This is a genomic window from Mesorhizobium sp. CNPSo 4670 (genome assembly GCF_057784235.1).
The window spans coordinates 154,269-174,791 of the sequence record NZ_JBWJFQ010000008.1 but is presented as its reverse complement, the minus strand read 5'-3'; the positions used below and the strand labels follow the sequence as shown (position 1 = coordinate 174,791).

General features: G+C 63.3%; 22 protein-coding genes and 1 riboswitch. Of the genes, 12 read left to right on the top strand and 10 right to left on the bottom strand.

From position 1 onward, the window contains the following. The first annotated feature begins 125 nt into the window (after positions 1-125). The 3 genes from ftsE (at position 126) to AC0ZT5_RS15920 (ending at position 2,632) form a co-directional block, all read left to right on the top strand. Positions 126-785, top strand: coding sequence for a cell division ATP-binding protein FtsE (ftsE, locus tag AC0ZT5_RS15930; RefSeq protein WP_027023302.1), 660 nt, complete (start codon positions 126-128; stop codon positions 783-785). Further along, positions 778-1,773, top strand: coding sequence for a cell division protein FtsX (locus tag AC0ZT5_RS15925; protein WP_488497200.1), 996 nt, complete (start codon positions 778-780; stop codon positions 1,771-1,773). The genes ftsE and AC0ZT5_RS15925 overlap by 8 nt, the downstream gene beginning before the upstream one ends. A gap of 133 nt (positions 1,774-1,906) precedes the next feature. After that, positions 1,907-2,632, top strand: coding sequence for a YdcF family protein (locus AC0ZT5_RS15920; RefSeq protein ID WP_488497199.1), 726 nt, complete (start codon positions 1,907-1,909; stop codon positions 2,630-2,632). Positions 2,633-2,636: 4 nt separating this feature from the next. Here the strand turns inward: AC0ZT5_RS15920 and AC0ZT5_RS15915 are convergent, their stop codons facing one another. Continuing rightward, a complete protein-coding gene (locus AC0ZT5_RS15915) occupies positions 2,637-3,287 on the bottom strand; it encodes a pyridoxamine 5'-phosphate oxidase family protein (protein ID WP_488497198.1) in 651 nt (216 codons plus the stop codon). Positions 3,288-3,311: 24 nt separating this feature from the next. Then, positions 3,312-3,782, bottom strand: coding sequence for a nuclear transport factor 2 family protein (locus tag AC0ZT5_RS15910; RefSeq protein ID WP_488497197.1), 471 nt, complete (start codon positions 3,780-3,782; stop codon positions 3,312-3,314). A gap of 122 nt (positions 3,783-3,904) precedes the next feature. On the opposite strand from AC0ZT5_RS15910, the gene AC0ZT5_RS15905 reads away from it, so the two are divergent. After that, complete coding sequence (locus AC0ZT5_RS15905; protein WP_488497196.1) at positions 3,905-4,807, top strand: LysR family transcriptional regulator; 903 nt, start codon at positions 3,905-3,907, stop codon at positions 4,805-4,807. Positions 4,808-4,921: 114 nt separating this feature from the next. Continuing rightward, positions 4,922-5,710: a lysophospholipid acyltransferase family protein gene (locus tag AC0ZT5_RS15900; protein ID WP_488497195.1), complete on the top strand. Its 789-nt coding sequence runs from the start codon at positions 4,922-4,924 to the stop codon at positions 5,708-5,710. An 18-nt stretch (positions 5,711-5,728) separates the two neighbouring features. Here the strand turns inward: AC0ZT5_RS15900 and AC0ZT5_RS15895 are convergent, their stop codons facing one another. The 3 genes from AC0ZT5_RS15895 to AC0ZT5_RS15885 all read right to left on the bottom strand — a co-directional run bounded on the left by AC0ZT5_RS15895 (position 5,729) and on the right by AC0ZT5_RS15885 (position 8,034). Continuing rightward, the gene (locus AC0ZT5_RS15895; protein WP_488497194.1) at positions 5,729-6,355 is read right to left on the bottom strand and encodes a LysE family translocator; all 627 of its coding nucleotides are present in this window, start codon (positions 6,353-6,355) and stop codon (positions 5,729-5,731) included. A gap of 87 nt (positions 6,356-6,442) precedes the next feature. Continuing rightward, complete coding sequence (locus AC0ZT5_RS15890; RefSeq protein WP_488497193.1) at positions 6,443-7,390, bottom strand: aldo/keto reductase; 948 nt, start codon at positions 7,388-7,390, stop codon at positions 6,443-6,445. A gap of 122 nt (positions 7,391-7,512) precedes the next feature. Next, complete coding sequence (locus AC0ZT5_RS15885) at positions 7,513-8,034, bottom strand: gamma-glutamylcyclotransferase (protein ID WP_488497192.1); 522 nt, start codon at positions 8,032-8,034, stop codon at positions 7,513-7,515. 133 nt (positions 8,035-8,167) lie between these two features. Here AC0ZT5_RS15885 and AC0ZT5_RS15880 point away from each other — a divergent pair, with 133 nt between their 5' ends. Together AC0ZT5_RS15880 and AC0ZT5_RS15875 are read left to right on the top strand one after the other, a co-directional pair. Then, on the top strand, positions 8,168-9,166 hold the full coding sequence (locus tag AC0ZT5_RS15880; protein ID WP_488497191.1) for a DUF2125 domain-containing protein: 999 nt from the start codon (positions 8,168-8,170) through the stop codon (positions 9,164-9,166). Positions 9,167-9,173: 7 nt separating this feature from the next. Further along, on the top strand, positions 9,174-10,100 hold the full coding sequence (locus AC0ZT5_RS15875; protein ID WP_488497190.1) for a sugar kinase: 927 nt from the start codon (positions 9,174-9,176) through the stop codon (positions 10,098-10,100). Between the two features lie 9 nt (positions 10,101-10,109). Here AC0ZT5_RS15875 and AC0ZT5_RS15870 read toward each other — a convergent pair whose 3' ends face one another. Together AC0ZT5_RS15870 and hisC are read right to left on the bottom strand one after the other, a co-directional pair. Further along, positions 10,110-11,045 carry a prephenate/arogenate dehydrogenase family protein gene (locus AC0ZT5_RS15870; RefSeq protein WP_488497189.1) on the bottom strand — a complete coding sequence of 312 codons (936 nt, stop codon included), beginning with the start codon at positions 11,043-11,045 and terminating at the stop codon, positions 10,110-10,112. Between the two features lie 6 nt (positions 11,046-11,051). Then, positions 11,052-12,161, bottom strand: a complete 1,110-nt coding sequence (hisC, locus tag AC0ZT5_RS15865; RefSeq protein ID WP_488497188.1) for a histidinol-phosphate transaminase — start codon at positions 12,159-12,161, stop codon at positions 11,052-11,054. 137 nt (positions 12,162-12,298) lie between these two features. Beyond that, positions 12,299-12,376: riboswitch (SAM riboswitch) on the top strand. Between the two features lie 111 nt (positions 12,377-12,487). Here hisC and metX point away from each other — a divergent pair. From metX to AC0ZT5_RS15845, 4 genes are all read left to right on the top strand, one after another. Continuing rightward, positions 12,488-13,657, top strand: a complete 1,170-nt coding sequence (gene metX / locus AC0ZT5_RS15860; protein WP_457153179.1) for a homoserine O-acetyltransferase MetX — start codon at positions 12,488-12,490, stop codon at positions 13,655-13,657. Beyond that, complete coding sequence (gene metW / locus AC0ZT5_RS15855) at positions 13,654-14,268, top strand: methionine biosynthesis protein MetW (RefSeq protein ID WP_095084894.1); 615 nt, start codon at positions 13,654-13,656, stop codon at positions 14,266-14,268. Before metX ends, metW begins: the two co-directional genes overlap by 4 nt. Continuing rightward, positions 14,214-14,831: a hypothetical protein gene (locus tag AC0ZT5_RS15850; RefSeq protein ID WP_488497187.1), complete on the top strand. Its 618-nt coding sequence runs from the start codon at positions 14,214-14,216 to the stop codon at positions 14,829-14,831. Before metW ends, AC0ZT5_RS15850 begins: the two co-directional genes overlap by 55 nt. 207 nt (positions 14,832-15,038) lie before the next feature. Next, positions 15,039-15,974 (top strand): glycosyltransferase family 2 protein, encoded by a 936-nt coding sequence (locus tag AC0ZT5_RS15845; protein ID WP_488497186.1) that lies wholly within the window; start codon positions 15,039-15,041, stop codon positions 15,972-15,974. 21 nt (positions 15,975-15,995) lie between these two features. Here the strand turns inward: AC0ZT5_RS15845 and AC0ZT5_RS15840 are convergent, their stop codons facing one another. The 3 genes from AC0ZT5_RS15840 to AC0ZT5_RS15830 all read right to left on the bottom strand — a co-directional run bounded on the left by AC0ZT5_RS15840 (position 15,996) and on the right by AC0ZT5_RS15830 (position 19,630). Continuing rightward, positions 15,996-16,799: a DUF1194 domain-containing protein gene (locus tag AC0ZT5_RS15840; RefSeq protein WP_477289996.1), complete on the bottom strand. Its 804-nt coding sequence runs from the start codon at positions 16,797-16,799 to the stop codon at positions 15,996-15,998. 88 nt (positions 16,800-16,887) lie between these two features. Further along, positions 16,888-18,714 (bottom strand): ABC transporter ATP-binding protein/permease, encoded by a 1,827-nt coding sequence (locus AC0ZT5_RS15835; protein ID WP_488497185.1) that lies wholly within the window; start codon positions 18,712-18,714, stop codon positions 16,888-16,890. Positions 18,715-18,841: 127 nt separating this feature from the next. Then, complete coding sequence (locus AC0ZT5_RS15830; RefSeq protein WP_477289998.1) at positions 18,842-19,630, bottom strand: class I SAM-dependent methyltransferase; 789 nt, start codon at positions 19,628-19,630, stop codon at positions 18,842-18,844. A gap of 118 nt (positions 19,631-19,748) precedes the next feature. Between AC0ZT5_RS15830 and gloB the strand changes: the two genes are divergently transcribed. After that, positions 19,749-20,516: a hydroxyacylglutathione hydrolase gene (gloB, locus tag AC0ZT5_RS15825; protein ID WP_488497184.1), complete on the top strand. Its 768-nt coding sequence runs from the start codon at positions 19,749-19,751 to the stop codon at positions 20,514-20,516. Positions 20,517-20,523: the final 7 nt, after the last annotated feature.

Below are 20,523 nucleotides of genomic sequence, written 5' to 3'. Positions count from 1 at the left end.
CCCACCGGAGCCCTCGTGAAGAGCCGAAAAAGCCCAAGAATTAACCGCCGGTTAACCATGCCGGCCGATGGTCATTGCCCAGAACAGGCTGGCTCGCTGCCGCCGCGAATTTCAGGTCGCCGAAATTGATTCGCTTCGAAAATGTCGGCCTCCGCTATGGCATGGGTCCGGAAATCCTCCGTGACATCTCCCTGCACATTCCGGAGCGCTCCTTCCAGTTCCTGAGCGGGCCTTCGGGTGCCGGCAAGACGACGTTGCTGCGCCTGCTGTTCATGTCGTTGAAGCCGACGCGCGGGCTGATCACCATCTTCGGCAAGGACCGCTCGCGCATCTCGCGCGCCGAACTGCCGCATCTGAGGCGCCGCATCGGCGTGGTGTTCCAGGATTTTCGCTTGCTCGACCATATGACCACCTACGAGAACGTGGCCTTGCCACTGCGCGTGCGCGGGCGCGAGGAGGCGAGCTACCGCACCGATGTCACCGAGCTGTTGAAATGGGTCGGGCTGGGCGAGCGCATGCATGTGCTGCCGCCGGTCCTGTCCGGCGGCGAGAAGCAGCGCGCGGCGATCGCCCGTGCGCTGATCGAGCAGCCGGAGATCCTGCTGGCCGATGAGCCGACCGGCAATGTCGATCCGCCGCTGGCGCGACGCCTGCTGCGGCTGTTCATCGAGCTCAACCGTCTCGGCACCGCCGTGGTGATCGCGACCCATGACCTTGGCCTGATGGAACAGGTCGACGCGCGCCGCATGATCCTGGCCGGCGGAAGGCTGGACATCTATGACTGAGCTGTCTGCCGAACATCTTGAACACCAGGAGCAGGACGCCGAGGCGACCGAAGCGAGGCCGCGTGCCCAGCGCCGGATGGCGCCGATCGTGCCGGCACAGAACATTGCCGGCCGGGCACTGGTGCTGGTGATCGCCATCATGACCTTCCTGTCCTGCCTGACCTTCGGCGCGGTGACGCTGGTGCGTGACACCGCCTCGGTCTGGGAGAACCAGATCTCGCGCGAGGCGACGATCCAGATCAAGCCGGTCGACGGCCTCGACATGGAAGCCGCCCTTGCCCAGGCCTCGCAGATGGCCAGCGAGTTTCCCGGCGTGAAGGCGACCCGGATCATCGATCGCGACGCGACCGCGAGGCTTCTGGAGCCGTGGCTGGGCTCCGGCCTCAACATCGATGAACTGCCGGTGCCGCGCCTGATCATCGTCACCATCGACGAGAGCAACCCGCCCGATTTCGCCGCCATGCGCGCCGCGATCACGCCAAAATTGCCAAGCGCATCGCTCGACGATCACCGCACCTGGGTCGACCGGCTGGTGGCCATGGCCCGCACCACTGTGACCATCGGTATCGCCGTGCTGGCGCTCATGCTGTCGGCGACCGTGCTGACCGTGGTGTTCGCGACGCGCGGCGCCATGGCAGGCAATGGCCACATCATCGAGGTGCTGCATTTCGTTGGCGCCGAGGCGAGCTTCATCGCGCGTGAATTCCGCAGGCATTTCCTGGTTACCGGCATGAAGGGTGCCGCCGCCGGCGGAGCCGCGGCTGTGCTCGTGTTCATCGTCTTTTCATGGTGGTCGTCGCGCAACATGGCGACGCCGCAGGCCGACCAAGCGACCGCGCTGTTCGGCAATTTCGCAATCGGGTCGGCAGGCTATCTCGGCGTCTTTCTCATGGTGCTGGTGATCGGCGCACTGACGGCGGCAACCTCGCACGCCACCGTCGTCGCCTATCTCAGCGACATCGAAGTTCGCCAGCCGGATGCCGGCTAATTCACGTCGTTTGAAAGCAGAAACCAGTTCGGGACAATGACATCGATAGAAACAGGATGATCACGGATGGAGAATTCGCGTAACGCAAAGTGCGTCTTTCTACTACCCAAAGCCACATTTGGGGATTAACCATATGGCGATGGACGCGCGGCAAACGACCGGGACGGCTGGGCAGATGCCAGTGGTGGTTGCCCATTCGCGCGACCACGGCAAGCTCAGCCGCCTAAAAGCTGTTCTGCGCCTCTCCGCGCTTTCCCTGCTCATCCTCGCAACTCTGTTTGCCGGCGGCTTTGGCTGGTTCGCCAACAAGGTCAGCCACCTGACGACTCCCGCCAATCCAGCCAAGGCCGACGCGATCATCGTTTTGACTGGCGGCCAGTCCCGCCTTGACGCCGCGATGGATCTGCTGGCGTCCGGCAAGGGCGAGCGGCTGTTGATCAGCGGCGTGCATCCTTCCGCCAGCCGCCGCCAGCTGCAGGCGGCGATCGGTGGCGACAAGCGCTTGTTCTCCTGCTGCGTCGACATCGACCGCGCCGCGCTGGACACGATCGGCAATGCCGAGGAGAGCGCCAAATGGGTGGAGAGCCATGCCTACGGCACGGTGATCCTGGTCACTAACAACTATCATATGCCGCGCAGCCTGCTGGAAATGGGCCGGCTGCTGCATGGCGCCAAGCTCGAACCGTATCCGGTGGTCAACACCAACCTCGACAATGGCAGCTGGCTGACCAAGCCGCGCGCATTGCGCGTGCTGTTCACCGAGTACAATAAATATCTGCTGGCGCTGGCGCGCGGCATCGTGCCGATGAAGCCGACGCCGGACGGCATCGCACTGGCCGAGACCGCGGCCGGCGGCTGAACCATCATTCCCCGGTGGCGGCGCCTGCCCCGGCTGCAGCGCCTGAAATCCCCATGAGGCGCGCGATCTCCTGTTCGAGGCGCTCGATACGCCTGTCCCGTTCACCAAGCGCCGCTGCCACGTCCGCCGCCTCGAACCGCTGCGGGATATGTTGCGGGCAATTGGAGTCCCAGGCCGAGACCGTGAACAGGATAACCTGCTCGGGGCGCGCCTTGTAGTCCTGCGGCATCAACCTCGCCATCAGCTCGGCATCGTTCTCGACGACGCGGGCCGTGCCCCAGATCTTGATGCGTTGCCGGTGGGCATAGTCGATCAGGAACAGGAAGGCCTGCGGATTGTCAGCTAGGTTGCCCTGCGTGATGAACTGCCTGTTGCCGGCAAAATCCGCAAAGCCGATCGTGTGTTGATCCAGCACCTTGAGAAACCCGGCGGGTCCACCGCGATGCTGGATGTAGGGCTGGCCATCGCCATTGGCCGTCGACAGAAAGACGCTGGTCTGCATCTCGATGAAGGCGGCAAGGTCGGGCGTGATATCGGCCTGCCAGCCACCACGCTCCTCGACGCGGGCATAGGACTGGCGTGAGCCCTTGCGGGCCTGGATCGCCTTGACGGTCGGCGTGAAGGCGACGTCGCTGGTGAAAGCATGAGCGTTCATGAAAGCCTCCTTGCCCGGGCGACCCTAGAGCCCAAGCTCCGATAATGACGGGTGGTCGTCCGGGCGCCGACCGAGCGACCAGTGATATTTGCGATCGGCCGCACCGATCGGCAGGTCGTTGATGCTGGCGATGCGCAGGCGCATCAGCCCGTGTTCGTCGAATTCCCAGTTCTCGTTGCCATAGCTGCGGAACCATGAGCCGCTGTCGTCGTGCCATTCATAGGCGAAGCGCACGGCGATGCGGTTGCCGTGGAAGGCCCAGACCTCCTTGATCAACCGATAGTCGAGTTCGCGGCTCCATTTGCGCGTCAGGAAAGCCTCGATGGCATCGCGGCCTTGCAGGAATTCGGCGCGGTTGCGCCAGCGGCTATCTGTTGTGTAGGCAAGCGCCACCCGGGCCGGATCGCGCGAATTCCAGGCATCCTCGGCCATGCGCGCCTTCTGCGCAGCGGTCTCGGCTGTGAACGGCGGCAGCGGCGGCCGGCTTTCGGACATGGTAGCTCCTTGCTCGTTGAGGCCACGCTGCAGGCAGGCCAAGGATACTCATATAAAGCCTTCCATCCCTCAAATGCAGATGACATATTCGCAATCCGTCCTTCCATTTTCTGGAAGAAGCTATGGATCGTCTCGAAGCCATGTCGCTCTTTGTCGCTGCGGTGGAAGCCGGCAGCCTTTCCGCCGCGGCCCGCCGTTTCGGCATTCCGCTGGCGACGGTCAGCCGCAAGGTTTCCGATCTCGAACGACATCTGAACACACGCCTGTTGAACCGCTCGACGCGCCGGCTGACGCCGACCGATGCCGGCCAGGCCTATCTTGCCGCCTGCCGCCGCATCCTCGACGATGTCGGTGAGGCCGAACGCACGGCGGCCGGCGAATACAGCGCTCCGACCGGCGAGCTGGCCATCACCGCGCCGGTCGTCTTTGGCCGCCTGCACGTGCTGCCGGTCGTCACCGGTTTTCTCGCGGCCTATCCCGACGTGAACATTCGCCTGACGCTAGCCGACCGCATAACCCAGCTGGTTGAGGACCATTTCGATCTCGCCATTCGCATCGGCCAGTTGCCTGATTCGAGCTTGGTCGCCATTGCTGTCGGCTCGATCCGCCGCATCGCTTGTGCGAGCCCGGCCTATCTGGCCGAGCATGGCACGCCGATGACCCCGCAGGATCTGGAAACACACAGTTGCATCACCTTCGAGGGACTTGCTTCCGCCGCCACCTGGAGCTTCGCCCAGGGCAGGACGGAAATCCCGGTTCAGGTCCGCTCGCGGCTTCAGGTCAATACCGCCGAGGCGGCCATCGATGCCGCGATTGCCGGCATCGGGGTGACAAAAGTGCTTTCCTACCAGATCGAAGCCGCGCTGCGGTCAGGCGCGCTGCGCATCCTGCTGCAGGAGTTCGAGCCTGAACCATGGCCGGTAAGCCTGGTGCATGCCGGCCACGGCCTGCTGCCGGTCAAGCTGCGGGCCTTTCTCGATTTCGCTGCCCCGCGTCTGAAGGAGCGGCTGGCGCGATTGACCTAGCTGAACGGGCCGCCCGACCATCGTTCTTCTTCGCCGGTCAGAGCTGCTTGCGGCCATTTCCTTTTTCGCCGCGCTTGGTGTAACCAACGCACACCTCTCACCGGGCCTCCCTCCATGCTGTATGTCCGATCGCTGGCGTTCAATTTCGTCTTCTACGTCAATCTGATCGTCCAGATGATCCTCTGGACCCCCTACTATTTCTTGTCGCCCCGTCACCGCGCCTGGTTCGTGCCGAAATTCTGGTCACGCACGTGCATGTGGCTCTATGACAAGATTGCCGGGACCAAGAGCGACATCACCGGCCTGGAAAACCTGCCCGACGGTTCCTTCATCCTGGCGCCCAAGCATCAATCGTTCTGGGACGCGATCGCCTTCTTCCCCTTCCTCCAGGATCCGCTCTACATCCTCAAGCGCGAGTTGACCTGGATCCCGTTCTTCGGCTGGTACATCATGAAGATGCGCATGATCCCGGTCGACCGCGGCAGCCGCTCGAAAGCGTTGAAGGCGGTGGTCGCCGCCACCAGGCAGGAAATGGCGCGCAACCCACGCCAGCTGATCATCTATCCCGAAGGGACGCGCCGCGCGCCGGGCGACGAACCGGCCTACAAATACGGCATCGTCGAAATCTATTCGCAGCTTGGCGTTCCGGTGGTGCCGGTCGCCCATGTCGCCGGTCTCTACTGGCCGCGGCGCAAATTCCTGCGCTACCCCGGCACGATCAAGGCGCGGTTCCTACCGCCGATCCCGCCCGGCTTGGGCAAGGACGAATTCATGGCCCGGCTGATCGGTGAGACGGAGGCTGCCTGTGACCAGCTTCTCATCGAGGCATCCCGCGCGCCCAACCCGCCGGCCTTGCCCTCGACCGCAGTGAACCGGTTGCGGGAACTCGGCGCGAAAGCCTGAAAAGCTCCGAGCCAACAATCAGCCGAACACGGCCAGCGCGGTGGTCAACACAAGCGTCGCGGCAAAGACCAGATTGATGATCCGCGAGGCAGCAGGCCTGCGCAGGAAGCGGGCGAACGCCGCCCCTGCGACGAGCCACAAAGCGTGGATGGCGACGATCATCAGCGTCAGAACGGTCAGCTTGAGCCACAGGCCAATATCGTCGGCGCTTTGGCTCGACGAAGCGCCGGCGAACACGGCGGCGATCGCCACATAGGCTTTTGGGTTGGCGACGGCCAGCAGAAACCCGGCCAGCCATGTTGGGCGCGTAGCCTCGGCCGCGTGCGCCGCCAATGGCGGAGCCGTGGCGATCTTGAACGCAAGATAGAGGATGTAGGCGCCGGATGCGAAAGCCAGCAGCGGCGCCAGCTTCGGCATCGATGTGAGCACCGCCAGGACCCCGGTGGCTACCACCAGCAGCACGGCGATCGTGCCGAGGACGATTCCCCAGGCGTACCGCAATGAATCACGAAAGCCGAAGGCAGCTCCGACGGCGGTGACGCTTATCGTTGCCGGCCCTGGGCTGCCCATCACCACTGTAGCGGCAAGCACCAGCGCGAACAGCTGGCGCCAAAGATCCGGCTGCGAAGGAAAAAGTTCGGCCATCTCACCCTCTGCCTTGCCCCGTGCGAAGGACGGTATGGCAAGACAGGAGCGTGGTCTTGGACGTTCGTGCGGCGGCGGCCGGATGTTTCAGCCGCTTGCCTTGTCGAGCTCGGCCATGTCGTCGGCGGTCAATTTCATCGACGCGGCCTTGATCAGGCTATCCATCTGCTCAGGCCTGGTGGCGCTGGCGATCGGCGCGGTGACGCCTGGCCGTGCGATAACCCAGGCAAGCGCCACCTCCGCCTGCTTGGCCGAATGTCTGGCCGACACCGCATCGAGTGCCGCAAGGATGCGCGTGCCGCGCGCGTTGAGGTAGTCTTTCACCCCGCCGCCACGTGGGCTTTGGCCAAGATCGGCCTCGCTGCGGTATTTGCCGCTCAGGAAGCCCTTGGCCAGGCTGAAATAGGTGATGACGCCGATATCCTCGGCCACGCACAGATCGCGCAACGGCCCGTCGAAGGAGGAGCGATCGTAGAGATTGTATTCCGGCTGCAGCACCTCGTAGCGCGGCAGGCTGCGCAGGCTCGCCACATCGAGTGCCGCGCGCAACTGGCCGGCGTCGAGGTTCGAGCAGCCGGCATAGCGGATCTTGCCCTTGGCGAGCAGCTTCTCGTAGGCGCCGAGGGTTTCCTCATAGGGCGTGGTCGGATCCGGCCAGTGCGACAGATAGAGGTCGATGACGTCCGTCTGCAGCCGCTTCAGCGACGCGTCGACGGCTTTTTCGATATAGGCGGCGGACAGGTCCTTGTGGCCTTGTCCCATATCCGAACCAACCTTGGTGACCACCACGACATGATCGCGATTGCCGCGGTCCTTCATCCACTTGCCGATGATGGTTTCCGATTCGCCGCCCTTGTGGCCGGGCACCCAGCGCGAATAGGCGTCCGCCGTGTCGACGGCGTTGAGACCGGCCCCGACGAAGCGGTCGAGCAGATCGAACGAGGTTTTCTCGTCGGCGGTCCAGCCGAAGACGTTGCCGCCCAGGACCAGCGGCGCGATGGAAAGATCGGTGCGACCAAGACGGCGTTTCTGCAAGGCGTATCTCCGGGATGATTAGGGGGCCGGTGAATGCAGCCCTGGCTGAGGTTCAAAACCTAACCTAGTCCTTGCCATATCGAGGTCAAAGGCCTGGCGACGTTTTCCGCAGAGCCAGCGCTTCACAAAGGCGCTACCCGGCGCGCGACATCCTCCAGCCAGTGGTCGCTTATGCCCAGCGCCTCGAGGTGTTCCAGCGTGCTGATCACATAGTCCTCATTGTTGCCGGACAGGCCGACCGCGCCGCGCACCACGGCCGCTGCATGCGCCGCGTCGAGCGCGCCGGCATATTGCTCATGCTGGCGGTCGACGATGTAGGCCACGGCTTCGACCGTCCGGCCGCCGTCAAGGCGAATCTTGAGCGTACGTTCGAGATAGACGTTGGTGACCAGCTCGCGCTCGCGCAGATAGGCGATGACCTCATCGCGCAATTCGCCGGGCACGCGGAACGCCAAACCGACGCAGGAGCCACCACGGTCGAGACCGAGCACCAACCCCGGGCGCTGACGCGTGCCGCGATGCACGAAGGAATAGACGCACAGCGAGCGCCGGTAGCCGTGCAGGCGGGCGCGCTGTGTCTCGACATGCGCGAAACCCGGACGCCAGATCAGCGACCCATAGCCAAACACCCAAAAATCGCCCATATCGCCGCGCCTGATTGCAAAGAATGGCAGCACCACACCGGAATCGGTGTTTTTTCCGTCCGCCTCTGTCTACCTATTGTTGTCGGAATCGTGAGTCCGCCTGCAACACCCATGCGTTAACGAGAGCCAAAGCATGACGTCAAGTGACGAACGCCAACCGAAGCGCCGACGCCGCCTGTTCTGGCTTGCCGCGTTCATCGTCGTGTTGTTCGCCATTTACAGCGCTGGCTGGTTCTATCTCGCTGACCGGGTCAGAAGTGAAGCCGACAAGGCCGTTGCCGCGCTCAACAAGAGTGGTGTCGAGGCCGGCTGCGCCAATCTCCAGGTCAGCGGCTATCCGCTGAGCTTTGCCGTCTCCTGCGACAATCTCGCCTATGAGGACGATGCCAAGAACATCGCGGCCTCGGCCGGCAGCTTCAATGCGGTCGCCCAGATCATCCAGCCGCTGTCGCCGGTTGCCGATCTGCGCGGTCCGCTCAGGACCTCCGTTCCGGGCATGATGCCGTTGTGGATCGACTGGGACAACCTGCAAGCCAACGTCAAACTGTCATGGCCGCTGCCACGGCGGATTTCACTGCAGGCCGAGGGCCTGTCCGGCCAGACCGATCCCGCTGATGACACCGATCCGGTCGAACTGTTCAGTGCCGGCAAGGCGGACAGCCAATTGCAGCCGAACGGCGGGGATATCAACTATCTCGGCAATTTCAGCGATCTCGAGATCGATGCCGAGGCGATCGGCGGACGGGTGCTGCCGGCGCTCGATGCCAGCGGCGACGTGACGCTGAAGAATGGTGTCGCGCTGATCGGCAGGCAAGTGAAGAGCCTGCGCGGCCAGGCGATCGAGATCCGCAACCTCGACCTGTCGTCAGGCACGGCGCGCGTCACCGTTTCCGGACCGCTGTCGGTCGATGCCGATGGTCTCATCGACGCCGACCTGACGATCACGCTGAAGGATCCGAAGGCCGTGGCGGCGATCCTCGGCGGTGCCATCCCCGAGCAAAAAACGCAGATCGAGCAGGGCTTTGCTGGCCTGGCGCTGCTCGGCAACCAGCCGTCGATGCCGCTCAAGGTGGTCAAGGGCAAGGCCTCGCTCGGCTTCATTCCGCTGGGCAAGATCAAGCCGGTGGAATAGCGCATCGATGGCAAAAACCGTGAGACTGCTGAGTGTCGGCGCGCTGACGCTGGATACGATCCTGCGTGTCGAGACGCTGCCCGGCCACCAAGGCAAGTTCATCGCCTCCGACGGAGTCCAGATCGCCTCGGGCATGGCGACGAGCGCGGCCTGCGCTGCACGTCGCCTGGGCGCCGACGTATCACTGTGGGCGAGCGCCGGTGACGATTCCGTCGGCGATCAGTTGATCGCCGGGATCAAGGCGGAAGGGGTCGATTGCAGCTTCGTGCGCCGCGTCAGTGGCGCCCGCTCGGCTCTGGCCTCGATCCTGGTCGACGCGCATGGCGAGCGCATCATCGTGCCCTTCTACGACAGCCAGGCCCAGGCCGATCCCGAGGCTCTGCCGCTCGCAGACCTCTCAGCATTCGATGCCGTGCTGGTCGACGTCCGCTGGCCCGGTGCCGCAGCGCTTGCCCTGGAGGCGGCGCACGCCATCGGCCGGCCGGCGATCCTTGATGCCGATACCGCGCCGAGGGACGTGCTGGAACTGCTGCTCCCGCTGGCTTCCCATATCGTGGCTTCCGAGCCGGCGGCGCGCATATTGTGCGGCGCGGAACTGGATTCGCGCCAGGCCTGTGAGGCACTTGCCCGGCGCGGCGATGCGTTTGTCGCGGTTACCGGCGGCGCGGCTGGAACCTGGTGGTTCGATCGCGCGACGGGATCATCGCGCCATGTCTCGGCGCCAAAAATCAAGGCGGTCGACACGCTGGCCGCCGGCGATGTCTTTCACGGCGCCTTCGCCGTCGGGCTGGCGGAAGCCATGCCGGTGGAGCAGGCTTTGCGCTTTGCCAGTGCGGCCGCCGCGCTCAAATGCCTGCGCTTCGGCGGCAGGCTGGGCGCGCCGGATCGGGCCGAGACGCTGGCGATGATGAAAAGCCACTGGCCAGCAGGCTGAAGAACCGATCTATGCCTTCGCCGGGTGCTCGACCGCCTGACGGCCGAAATCGGGGACGTCGATGTCCTGGCCGGCCTCGATGATCGAACGGCGCACAGCGCGGGTGCGGGTGAACAGATCGAACAGCTTTTCGCCGTCGCCCCAGCGGATCGCCCGCTGCAGCGACGCCAGATCTTCCGAGAACCGCGCCAGCATTTCAAGGATGGCGTCCTTGTTGTGCAGGCAGACGTCACGCCACATGGTCGGATCCGAGGCGGCGAGACGGGTGAAATCGCGAAAACCTGAAGCCGAATATTTGATCACTTCGGACTTTGTCACCGACTGCAGATCGTCGGCGGTGCCGACGATGTTGTAGGCGATGATGTGCGGCAGGTGCGAGACGATGGCCAGCGTCATGTCGTGATGCTGCGGATCCATGGTGTCGATGTTGGCGCCGCAGCGGCGCCAGAATTCCGACAGCCTTTCCAGCGCATCCGGATCGGTGTCGGGCAGCGGGGTGAAGATGCACCAGCGATTGTCGAACAGGTCGGCGAAGCCGGCATCCGGGCCGGATTTTTCCGTGCCCGCCAGTGGGTGGCCGGGAATGAAATGCACGCCATCGGGCACATAGGGCTGCATCTGCGCAATCACCGATGCCTTGGTCGAGCCGACATCGGTGAGGATCGCGCCCTGCTTCAGAGCCGGCGCGATTTCCTCGGCCACAGCGCCCGACGAGCCGACCGGCACCGAGACGATGACCAGATCGGCATCGCGGACCGCTTCCTTCGCATCGGTGGAGTAGGAGGAGCCGAGCCCAAGCTCTTGCGCCCGCGCCAATGTCGCGGCACTGCGGGTCGAGATGGCGACGTGGCGGGCGAGGCCCTCGCGACGGATGACGCGTGCCAGTGACGAGCCGATCAGGCCGATGCCGACCAGCGCGATCTTTTCAAACATCGGTGATGCCATGGTGTTCTAGCTTTTCAGGAATGTCGTGAGAGCAGCGACAACGCCGCGATTGGCCTCTTCGGTGCCGACGGTCATGCGCAGCGCGTTGGGAAAGCCGTAGCCGGAAACGCGCCGCAGGATATAGCCGCGCGCCGTCAGATAATCGTCCGCCGCGGCAGCCGAATGGTTCTGGTCGTTGGGAAAATGGATCAGAATGAAATTGCCGACGCTTGGCGTCACCCGCAGCCCGAGCTTGCCAAACTCCTCGCTCAGCCATGTGAGCCACGTTTCGTTGTGCATCACGCTGCGTTGGACGTGGTCGCGGTCACGGATCGCGGCGATGCCGGCCTCGATCGCCGTCGCATTGACGTTGAATGGGCCACGCACACGGTTGATGGCATCGACGATGTGCATCGGCGCGTACATCCAGCCGATCCGCGCCCCGCCGAGGCCGATCTTGGAGAAGGTGCGGGTCATCACCACGTTCTCGGCGCCGCCGACCAGTTCGATGCCGGCTTCATAGTCGTTGCGGCGGACATATTCGGCGTAAGCCGCGTCGAGCACCAGAAGCACATTTCTGGGTAAGCCGGCATGCAGGCGGCGCACTTCCTGGAACGGCACATAGGTGCCGGTCGGGTTGTTGGGATTGGCGAGGAATACGATTTTCGTGCGCGGCGTGACGGCGGCCAGCATCGCATCGATGTCGGCACGCTCATCGGTCTCCTTGACCGCGACCGGAGTTGCGCCGGCCGACTGGATGTAGATCTTGTAGACCATGAAAGCGTGTTCGGTGAAAATCGCCTCGTCGCCGGGAGCGAGATAGGTCTGCGCCAGAAGGCCGAGAATTTCGTCGGAGCCGTTGGAACAGATGATGTTCTGCGCGTTGAGACCATGCACCTCGGCGATCGCCTCACGCAGCCGCCTGGCGGTGCCGTCGGGATAGACGTCGAGCTTCGCAGCAATCTCCCGCGCGGCCTCGATCGCCTTCGGTGACGGACCCAGCGGGTTCTCGTTCGACGACAGCTTGTAGACCTTGGCGACGCCGGCGGGCGCGGTGCTCTTGCCCGGCACATAGGCGTCGATGTCCATGATGCCCGCGCGCGGGGTTGGACGTGCCTTGTCCGGTGTCTGGCTCATATCGCAAAATCCGTCGAGAACGCTTCCGTCTGGAAGCCGCAGCGGAAATACAAGCCACGGCCCGCAATGTCGAGAGGTGGCAATCTCCGGACCGCGGCTGGCCGTTGACGCGGGCGCGCCACAGTCCTAGAAGAGGTGCGAAATTCCGTGGTGATTTGGCCGGTCGGCTTGCAGCCACGTTAAACAACTTGCTAAAGGGCCGTTTGCATCCTGTAACCGGCTTTGCGACAGCAATGCCGGTTTTTTGTTGTCCGCGCCGGCCGGACACCGCATTGGCCTCGAATTTCGAAAGCACCGTGCGGAATTCAAAGTGTGAGATGGATGCAATGGCCGCTCTGCGCGCTGGAAAAACCAACAACGAGGCTGATCAACCGTCGAGCCCGGTTCTCCGTTTTGGGCCCGACAAGCCGCTCAAACTCGATGCAGGCACGCTGCTGTCGCCGTTCCAGATCGCCTACCAGACCTACGGCACGCTGAACGACGCCCGCTCAAACGCCATCCTCGTCTGCCATGCGCTAACCGGCGACCAGCATGTCGGCAGCACCAATCCGGTGACCGGCAAGCCGGGCTGGTGGGAAGTGCTGATCGGCCCCGGCAAGATCATCGATACCAACCGATTCTTCGTCATCTGCTCCAACGTCATCGGCGGCTGCCTGGGTTCGACCGGCCCGGCCTCGACCAATCCCGCCACCGGCAAGCCCTATGGGCTCGACCTGCCGATCATCACCATCCGCGACATGGTGCGCGCCCAGCAGATGCTGATCGACCATTTCGGCATCGAAAAACTGTTTTGCGTCCTCGGCGGCTCGATGGGCGGCATGCAGGTGCTGGAATGGGCGTCGAGCTATCCGGAGCGCGTCTTCTCGGCGCTGCCGATTGCCACCGGCGCGCGCCATTCCTCGCAGAACATCGCCTTCCATGAGGTCGGCCGGCAAGCCGTGATGGCCGATCCGGACTGGCACGGCGGCAAATATTTCGAGCACGGCAAACGCCCGGAAAAGGGCTTGGCGGTGGCGCGCATGGCCGCCCACATCACCTATCTGTCGGAAGCCGCCCTGCACCGGAAGTTCGGCCGCAATCTGCAGGATCGCGAGGCGCTCACCTTCGGCTTCGACGCCGACTTCCAGATCGAGAGCTATCTGCGCCACCAGGGCATGACCTTCGTCGACCGCTTCGATGCCAATTCATATCTCTACATGACGCGGTCGATGGATTATTTCGACCTCGCCGCCGACCATGGCGGCCGGCTGGCGGATGCGTTCGCCGGTACGAAAACCCGCTTCTGCCTGGTGTCCTTCACCTCGGATTGGCTGTTTCCGACCGAAGAGAGCCGCTCGATCGTGCATGCGCTCAATGCGGCCGGCGCGTCGGTGTCCTTTGTCGAGATCGAGACCGATCGCGGCCACGACGCCTTCCTGCTCGACGAGCCGGAACTGTTTGCCGCCATCAATGGCTTCATCGGCTCCGCGGCACGGGCGCGAGGGCTGGCCTCATGAACGTCACCCGCAACCAGCGCGTCGACCTCGAAGTCGTCGCCAACCTCATCCCGCCACAGTCGCGCGTGCTCGACGTCGGTTCGGGCGATGGCTCACTGCTCGAATTGCTGCAGGACACCAAACAGGTCGACGGCCGCGGCCTTGAACTGTCGCAGCGTGGCGTCAACGAATGCGTGGCACGCGGCTTGAGCGTCATTCAGGGCGACGCCGACAAGGATCTCGAGTTCTATCCCGACAAGGGCTTTGACTTCGTCGTCCTGTCGCAGACCTTGCAGGCCACCCGCAACCCGAAGCTGGTTCTCAAGGAACTGCTCAGGATCGGCAATCGCGCCATCGTGTCCTTCCCCAATTTCGGCCATTGGCGGGTCCGCATGTCGCTGTTCCTCAATGGCCGCATGCCGGTGACCACGGACCTGCCCTATTCCTGGTACGACACGCCCAACATCCATTTCTGCACCATCCGCGACTTCGTCAATCTGTGCGACGAGCTTGGCGCCACCGTGGAAAAAGCAACCGCGCTCGACGCCAATGGCCAGAAGATCGGCCTGTCGATGCCATGGTGGTTCTGGAACTTCTTCGGCCAGCAGGCGGTGTTCTTGCTGAAACGGTAATCTCGCTGCTCTATCTCTTTGTTTGGACGCAATTCCCTCAGGGAAAGCGCTACGCGCTTTTCCTGTCGACTTCACGCTGGGTCAAGGACATCCGTGGCCTTATGCGGATGTTCTACGCCGTCAACGAAGATCACATCGGCTTCCGAGTTGTCGGTCCTCAACGACAGTATCGCCTGGTAAGCGGCCGAATTGTACCATCCGCATACGTGCTGCCTGTCAGGAAATTCGATGATGATCAGGTGGCCCGGCCAGGTGTTTTCGATGACCTCGACATCGCCGCCATGGACCAGGAAACGGCCGCCGAAAGGGGCCAGCGTTGCATCGATCCTTTGGAGATATTCAACGAGTTGGGGACCCCTCCCGGCTTGGCGCATATGGGCAACGGCGTAGGCTGTCATGACAGGTACTTCCTCTGGAACCGAAGCCGACCAGCCGACCTCGCCACGGCAATCTGCCCAAACACCGGCCGCGATGCGATTACGTCTTACGTAGTGGAATGCATTCGGATTCTAGACGCGTCATTCATCGCAAGAGCGATTCGCAAGCAAAACGCGCGGCAATAGTGTTGCAGTTGAAGCGCTAGATTCTGGAATTCGTCATTTCACGCGCATTGAGTAGCATCCCGGTGGGGTGACAGGTGCGCTTGTTTTTTGTAGCGTCGTGACCAATACGGGGGATATGGAAGGGGGAGTTCGATCCATTTGACCGTCCTGAAGATCGAAAGATCTGGCAGGAAGCGTATTTTTTGCGCTGGAAATGGCTGACGCAGTATGACCGGGAAGACAGTGCACGCTCCTCTCATCACGGTGATTACGCCGACTCACAACAGGCGTGAGGCGGTATTGCGCGCCGTGGAAAGTGTACTTTCCCAGAGCATGCCGAGGTACGAGCATGTTGTCGTCGACGATGGCTCGACGGACGAAACAGCGGCGGCGCTGGCCGGCATTCGCGATCCGCGACTGATCTATGTCGGCGCGAAATGGCGAGGCGCCAATGCCGCCCGCAATGCAGGCATCGAGCGCGCGCGCGCGCCCATCGTGACGTTCCTCGATTCCGACGATGTCTATCTGCCGCACAGGCTCGAACGGACACTGACCTTGTTCGATGCCGATCCCGCGCTCGAAGTGCTGATCAGCTCCTATGTCTCCCTGAAGGGCGGACACGCCACCAATTGCATCAATCGCGATGCATTCCTTAACTCTGCCACGCTGGAGCGAACGCTGGTCGCGGAGACAATCTTGATCGCAGGATCGGCAATAACCGCCCGCCGTGAGGCGTTGCTAGCCATCGGCGGCTACGACAGCGACATCGCCCGGATGCAAGATCGGGAATTGCTGCTGCGTCTTGCCCTGCGCTTCGGTGCGCAATTGTCTCAGAACATCGACTGGACGAAGCACAATTCGGAGAATTCGATTTCGCGACGCCGCCACGGCTATGTCGAAGCCTATGCGAACCTGATGCGCAAACACCCGAATATTGCCCGCTCCTACCCGCATATTCCGCCCTACATGATCACGCGACAGATCATTTCCGATATTCTGAAGTGCCGGATTCCGGAAGCTTTCTCGGGCTACATGGCCAACCGCTCGTCGAAAGATCTCGGCTACTCGCTGCCCGAACTGATCAATGGCTATGTGCATGGCCGGCGCTGGCGCCGCGACCTTCACGATGAGTTTCGGCAGCAGTTCGAGGCCCGTCCGGCCTGACCCCTGTCACTACGACGAAAGCTATCGGTCGAGTTCCGGAAAATACGGGTCCGAAAAAAACCGTCTGTCCCGCTCGCCTTTCAGGCAGTCGACAGGCGCGGCAGCGTCGACGGGGATGACCCTCGTCCTCTCTTGAATGCCGCTCACTTCGAGGATCAGCTTGCGCCGGATGGCGGTCGAAAATTCGGCGGCCGCGTAGATCGGCAACACGAAGGAACCAGGCCCTCCGGTCACGCACTGCGCATAATACTGGTCGAGATGGCTGAAGGTTGGTGACGGATTGATCAGGATCGGCAGGCCGTTGATGACGATGCCTTTGGCGGTTGCCGCATCGCGCGTCGCTGTGACCGGCGGCCCGATATTGTTGGGACCATCGCCAGATATATCGATGACGCGGCGTTCGCCCTCGAAAGAAGGGCGATCGAAAAGCTCGGTGCCGAAAGCCAGTGCACTGGAAATCGAGGTGCCGCGGAAGCTGCGGAACGGTCGGGCCGCAACCTTGTCGGCAAAGCTGTTGGCGCTCTCGGCGCTGTCGATGATTTGCCAGTCGATGATCGCGTCGTCGCGCACCGTGCCGGCCCATTCGAAATAGGCGAGCGCGATGCGACCCGTCTTGCCGGCGCGGACCGCCTGGATGAAATCGGGGTGCCGCAGCGCCTCGACATAACCGGCGCGCTGCAGGGCGAACTCCTTCTCGTCCATCGACAGCGAAATGTCGACCGCCAGCACCAGTTCGACATCGACCGCCAGCGCATCCGGCGGCGGAGCGACGGGAGTAGCCTGGGCACAGGCAAGACAGGCAAGCAGGCGCAAAGCATCAAGCATGGCCGACGCCAGGGTTGTTTCTTTGGGAAATCTTCCTTCGCGATCACGGCAAAATAAAGCTTGGAGCCCGTAGCCCCGGGAAAACAGCCTATTTCTTGCGGCGGGCGGTCGCCGGCGGCGGGTCGATCGCACCGGCCCTGACGCGGACGGGTTTCAGCGCCTGCGCGCCGGTATCCTTGACGATCGTCAACGCGCGCGGAAAGAACTGATTGTTGTGCAGGCCGCGTCCGATGTTGAGGATCGCGGTCCCGGGCAAGCGCTTCTCCAGTGTCGACAGCACGCGCCGCAGCGAGGGTCCGTCGAACGCGTCCAGGGCTTCGTCGATGATCACCCACTTCGGCTGCCGCAAGGCCAGCCTGGCGAAGGCAAGCGAACGCTGTTCGTCATCGCCCAGCTCATGCTCCCAGCGCGCGCTGCGATCGAGTGAGGATGACAGCCGTCCAAGCCCGACTTCGGCAAGCACCGCCGAAATGTCGGCGTCGCTCGCCGGCGCAGGTCCGTTCGGGTGGTCCAGAACCTCGCGCAGCGTACCGGTCGGGAAATACGGGACGCGCGGCACGAATATGGGATTTTCTCCCGCCGGCAGGCCGATCCGCCCGCCCCCCCATGGCCACAGGCCGGCAATGGCGCGGAAGAACAACGTCTTGCCGGCGCCCGGGTCGCCGGTGATCATGACGCGCTCGCCGGGGCGGATTTCGACATGCTGGTCGGCAAGTTTGGTGCAGCCGTCCCGCGAGGCCACTTCAAGCTTCTCGAAAGTCAGGCTGCCATTGGCGTTCTCGCCGAAGGCAATGCGCCTTTCCTTGTCGTGCAGCACATCGGTCTCATTGAGCGCGATGCGGAAGTCGGCGACGCGCATCAGCGTGGCACGCCAGTCGGCGATGCTGCCGATGTTATTGATGAACCAGCGCAACGAAGAGTGAACCTGATTGAAGGCGCCGACCGCCATCATCAGCCCGCCAAAGCTGATTTCGCCCGAGAAATAGACTGGCGAGGCGACCAGGATGGGTGCCACGACGGTGATCCAGCCATAGGTGTCGGTCACCCAGGACAGGTTGATCTGGGCGGTGTAGATGCGGCGCATGGCGCCCAGCACCGTGCTGAGGTCAAGCCCGAGCCGTCGCCTGGCATCGGCCTCGCCGTGGTACAGCGCGATGGCATCGACATTCTCGTTGACGCGCACCATCGATGAGCGCAGCTCGGCTTCGCGTGTGTAGCGGTCGCTGTTGAGGCGGATCAGCGGTCGCCCGACCAGCCAGCTCAGCCAGGACGCGGTGCCGGCGTAAAGGATGGCGGCCCAGACCATGTAGCCCGGTATGGCCAGGGAGGTGCCGCCGACATGGAACACGAAGCCCGAAGACAGTTCCCACAACACGCCGACAAAGGACACGAGCAGGATGCACGACTGCAGCAGGCCGACCCCGAGATCGGTCGACAGGTCGGACAAATGCGCGGCGTCCTGCTGCATGCGCTGATCGGGATTGACGCCGATGGCGCCGGCATTGGCAAGACGGAAGGCCCGCGCTGGCCGCATCCACTGGTCGATCAGATCCAGCGTCAGCGCCTCGCGCAGCTTCAGCCTGATCATCTGGTTGAGCCAGGTCTGGCCGATATTGAGCACTAGAAGTCCGCCGGCGATTGCCGCAAAGACGAAAAGCTGGTGCAGGAAGGCCGCCATGTCGCGGCGCGCAAGCGCATCGTAGAAAGGCTGGTTCCAGCGGTTGAGCAGGACCTGGCCGATCGACGTTGCGATGATGACGGCCATGATGCCGACCGATGTCCAGAGCAACCAGCTGCGAACCGGTGATCCCGTCAGCGCTTGCCTGATCGTCGCCACCTGATCACGCAGGCTGCTGGCTTCGACCGCCATGGCAGCCGGCTGAACCGTGGCTGCATTGTCCAGTTGATCAGCCATAGCTGAGGTCCTTGCGTTCAGTGCTGAAACCGGATGGAGAGAATTGATCGGATCCGTCGTTCAAATGGGCTGCGAGCCCCCTTGCGACAGATAGGGTGGGACAAGGCCCCAGGCGTTCTTGTCGCGATCACGAAGCCGTCACCCCCGCAGCCGATGGCCTGGCATCCCCGGCCTCATTCTGACGGCCGAGCCGCGTGGCGCCATGCGGCGACAGCACCGGCACGAAGACGCGACGCGAGGCACGCTGGGCGACCGGAACGCCTTGATAGAGCCGCTTCTGCGCCTCGACGACGATGACACCGGAAAAGATCGGCCACAGCCGCCGGCCGGCGCGTTCCAGCACGTTCTGGAAGCGCATCATGAAGCGCCGCCGCGATGGCGGGAAGAACAGCGCATCGGACCAGGCTGCCGGCGTGAAATTCGTCTCGCGCAGCAGTTCGGTGAGCTGGCCGCGCGAGAACGGCCGGCCATTGCCGAACGGCGTATGCTCGAAGCGCGCCCAGACGCCACGCCGGTTGGGCACGACGATGACGACGCGGCCAGCCGGCGACAGCACCCGCCAGATCTCGTTCAGCGTTTCGCGCGGATTTTCGACATGTTCGAGCGAATGGACCAGCAGCATGCGGTCGATGCAGGAATCGACCAGCGGCAGTTCCTCGTCGAAGACCAATGCCGTCGCCGTCGGCCCCGTCGCCGGCCACACCACGGCGCCTTGCGTTGCCGGCATGAAGGCGAAGACCCGCTCGGCATCGGTGCCGAAGCGCTCCAGCCACGGCAAGGTGTAGCCGAGGCCGACCAGCCGCTCATTGGGCACGGCCGCCCAGATCGACGACAGCGCCATGGTGATCGAGCGCTCGGCGAACCGGCCGAGCGTTGTCGAATAGAAGGAGCGAAGATCGACGATGTCGGAATGCATGCGAGGGATGTAGCCGTGATATCGGCGGGTTTCAACAAAAGGCCTCGACGAGGTCGACATTCCGGGATGACATCGGCGCCTTGGCGCCCTATGTCTGCGGCGACAATGGAGAGATGCGATGCCGGTCGAAATCGAACAGTTCATGTGCCGCAGCGACAATTTCGGCGTGCTGGTGCATGACCCCAAAAGCGGCCAGACCGCGATCATCGATGCGCCCGAGGAAGCGCCGATCCTGGCCGCGCTCAAGCGCACCGGCTGGACGCCGACGACGATCCTGACCACGCATCACCATGTCGATCATGTCGAGGCCAATCTGGCGCTGAAGGAGCGCTTCAAGCTGCGCATCATCGGCCCGGAAGCGGAAAAGGCCAAGATCCCCGGCATCGACGAAACCGTCGAAGACGGTTCGGTCGTTCATCTCGGCGATGAACGCATCGAGGTGATCGCCACGCCTGGCCATACCGCCGGCCACGTCTCCTACTACTTGCCGGCATCGAAGGTAGCGTTCACCGCCGACACGCTGTTTGCGCTGGGCTGCGGGCGGCTGTTCGAATGCAAGCCGCCGGTGATGTACGAGTCGCTGAAAAAGCTTGCAGCGCTTCCCGCCGCGACCGTCATCTATTGCGGCCACGAGTACACGCTCTCCAACGCCCGTTTCGCGCTGACCGTCGACCCGACCAATTCGGCGTTGAAGGAACGTGCCGCCAAGATCGAGGCGTTGCGGGCCGACAACAAGCCGACGCTGCCGACGACGATCGGCGAGGAACTGTCGACCAATCCGTTCCTGCGCTGGCACGACCCGGCGATCCGCAAGCATCTTGGGCTGGAGAAGGCCTCGGACGCCGAGGTGTTCGCCGAAATCCGCAAACGCAAGGATAATTTCTAAGCACAGG

Excerpts from the sequence above, each read along its gene's own strand:
- AC0ZT5_RS15880 (WP_488497191.1), top strand. The coding sequence starts at position 8,168 with ATGACGTCAAGTGACGAACGCCAACCGAAGCGCCGACGCCGCCTGTTC.
- AC0ZT5_RS15845 (WP_488497186.1), top strand. The coding sequence starts at position 15,039 with ATGACCGGGAAGACAGTGCACGCTCCTCTCATCACGGTGATTACGCCG.
- metX (WP_457153179.1), top strand. The coding sequence starts at position 12,488 with ATGGCCGCTCTGCGCGCTGGAAAAACCAACAACGAGGCTGATCAACCG.
- AC0ZT5_RS15905 (WP_488497196.1), top strand. The coding sequence starts at position 3,905 with ATGGATCGTCTCGAAGCCATGTCGCTCTTTGTCGCTGCGGTGGAAGCC.
- AC0ZT5_RS15840 (WP_477289996.1), bottom strand. The coding sequence starts at position 16,799 with ATGCTTGATGCTTTGCGCCTGCTTGCCTGTCTTGCCTGTGCCCAGGCT.
- AC0ZT5_RS15830 (WP_477289998.1), bottom strand. The coding sequence starts at position 19,630 with ATGCATTCCGACATCGTCGATCTTCGCTCCTTCTATTCGACAACGCTC.
- AC0ZT5_RS15925 (WP_488497200.1), top strand. The coding sequence starts at position 778 with ATGACTGAGCTGTCTGCCGAACATCTTGAACACCAGGAGCAGGACGCC.
- metW (WP_095084894.1), top strand. The coding sequence starts at position 13,654 with ATGAACGTCACCCGCAACCAGCGCGTCGACCTCGAAGTCGTCGCCAAC.
- AC0ZT5_RS15895 (WP_488497194.1), bottom strand. The coding sequence starts at position 6,355 with ATGGCCGAACTTTTTCCTTCGCAGCCGGATCTTTGGCGCCAGCTGTTC.
- AC0ZT5_RS15850 (WP_488497187.1), top strand. The coding sequence starts at position 14,214 with ATGGTGGTTCTGGAACTTCTTCGGCCAGCAGGCGGTGTTCTTGCTGAA.
- AC0ZT5_RS15835 (WP_488497185.1), bottom strand. The coding sequence starts at position 18,714 with ATGGCTGATCAACTGGACAATGCAGCCACGGTTCAGCCGGCTGCCATG.
- AC0ZT5_RS15875 (WP_488497190.1), top strand. The coding sequence starts at position 9,174 with ATGGCAAAAACCGTGAGACTGCTGAGTGTCGGCGCGCTGACGCTGGAT.
- gloB (WP_488497184.1), top strand. The coding sequence starts at position 19,749 with ATGCCGGTCGAAATCGAACAGTTCATGTGCCGCAGCGACAATTTCGGC.
- AC0ZT5_RS15885 (WP_488497192.1), bottom strand. The coding sequence starts at position 8,034 with ATGGGCGATTTTTGGGTGTTTGGCTATGGGTCGCTGATCTGGCGTCCG.
- AC0ZT5_RS15870 (WP_488497189.1), bottom strand. The coding sequence starts at position 11,045 with ATGGCATCACCGATGTTTGAAAAGATCGCGCTGGTCGGCATCGGCCTG.
- AC0ZT5_RS15920 (WP_488497199.1), top strand. The coding sequence starts at position 1,907 with ATGGCGATGGACGCGCGGCAAACGACCGGGACGGCTGGGCAGATGCCA.
- hisC (WP_488497188.1), bottom strand. The coding sequence starts at position 12,161 with ATGAGCCAGACACCGGACAAGGCACGTCCAACCCCGCGCGCGGGCATC.
- AC0ZT5_RS15910 (WP_488497197.1), bottom strand. The coding sequence starts at position 3,782 with ATGTCCGAAAGCCGGCCGCCGCTGCCGCCGTTCACAGCCGAGACCGCT.
- AC0ZT5_RS15900 (WP_488497195.1), top strand. The coding sequence starts at position 4,922 with ATGCTGTATGTCCGATCGCTGGCGTTCAATTTCGTCTTCTACGTCAAT.
- AC0ZT5_RS15915 (WP_488497198.1), bottom strand. The coding sequence starts at position 3,287 with ATGAACGCTCATGCTTTCACCAGCGACGTCGCCTTCACGCCGACCGTC.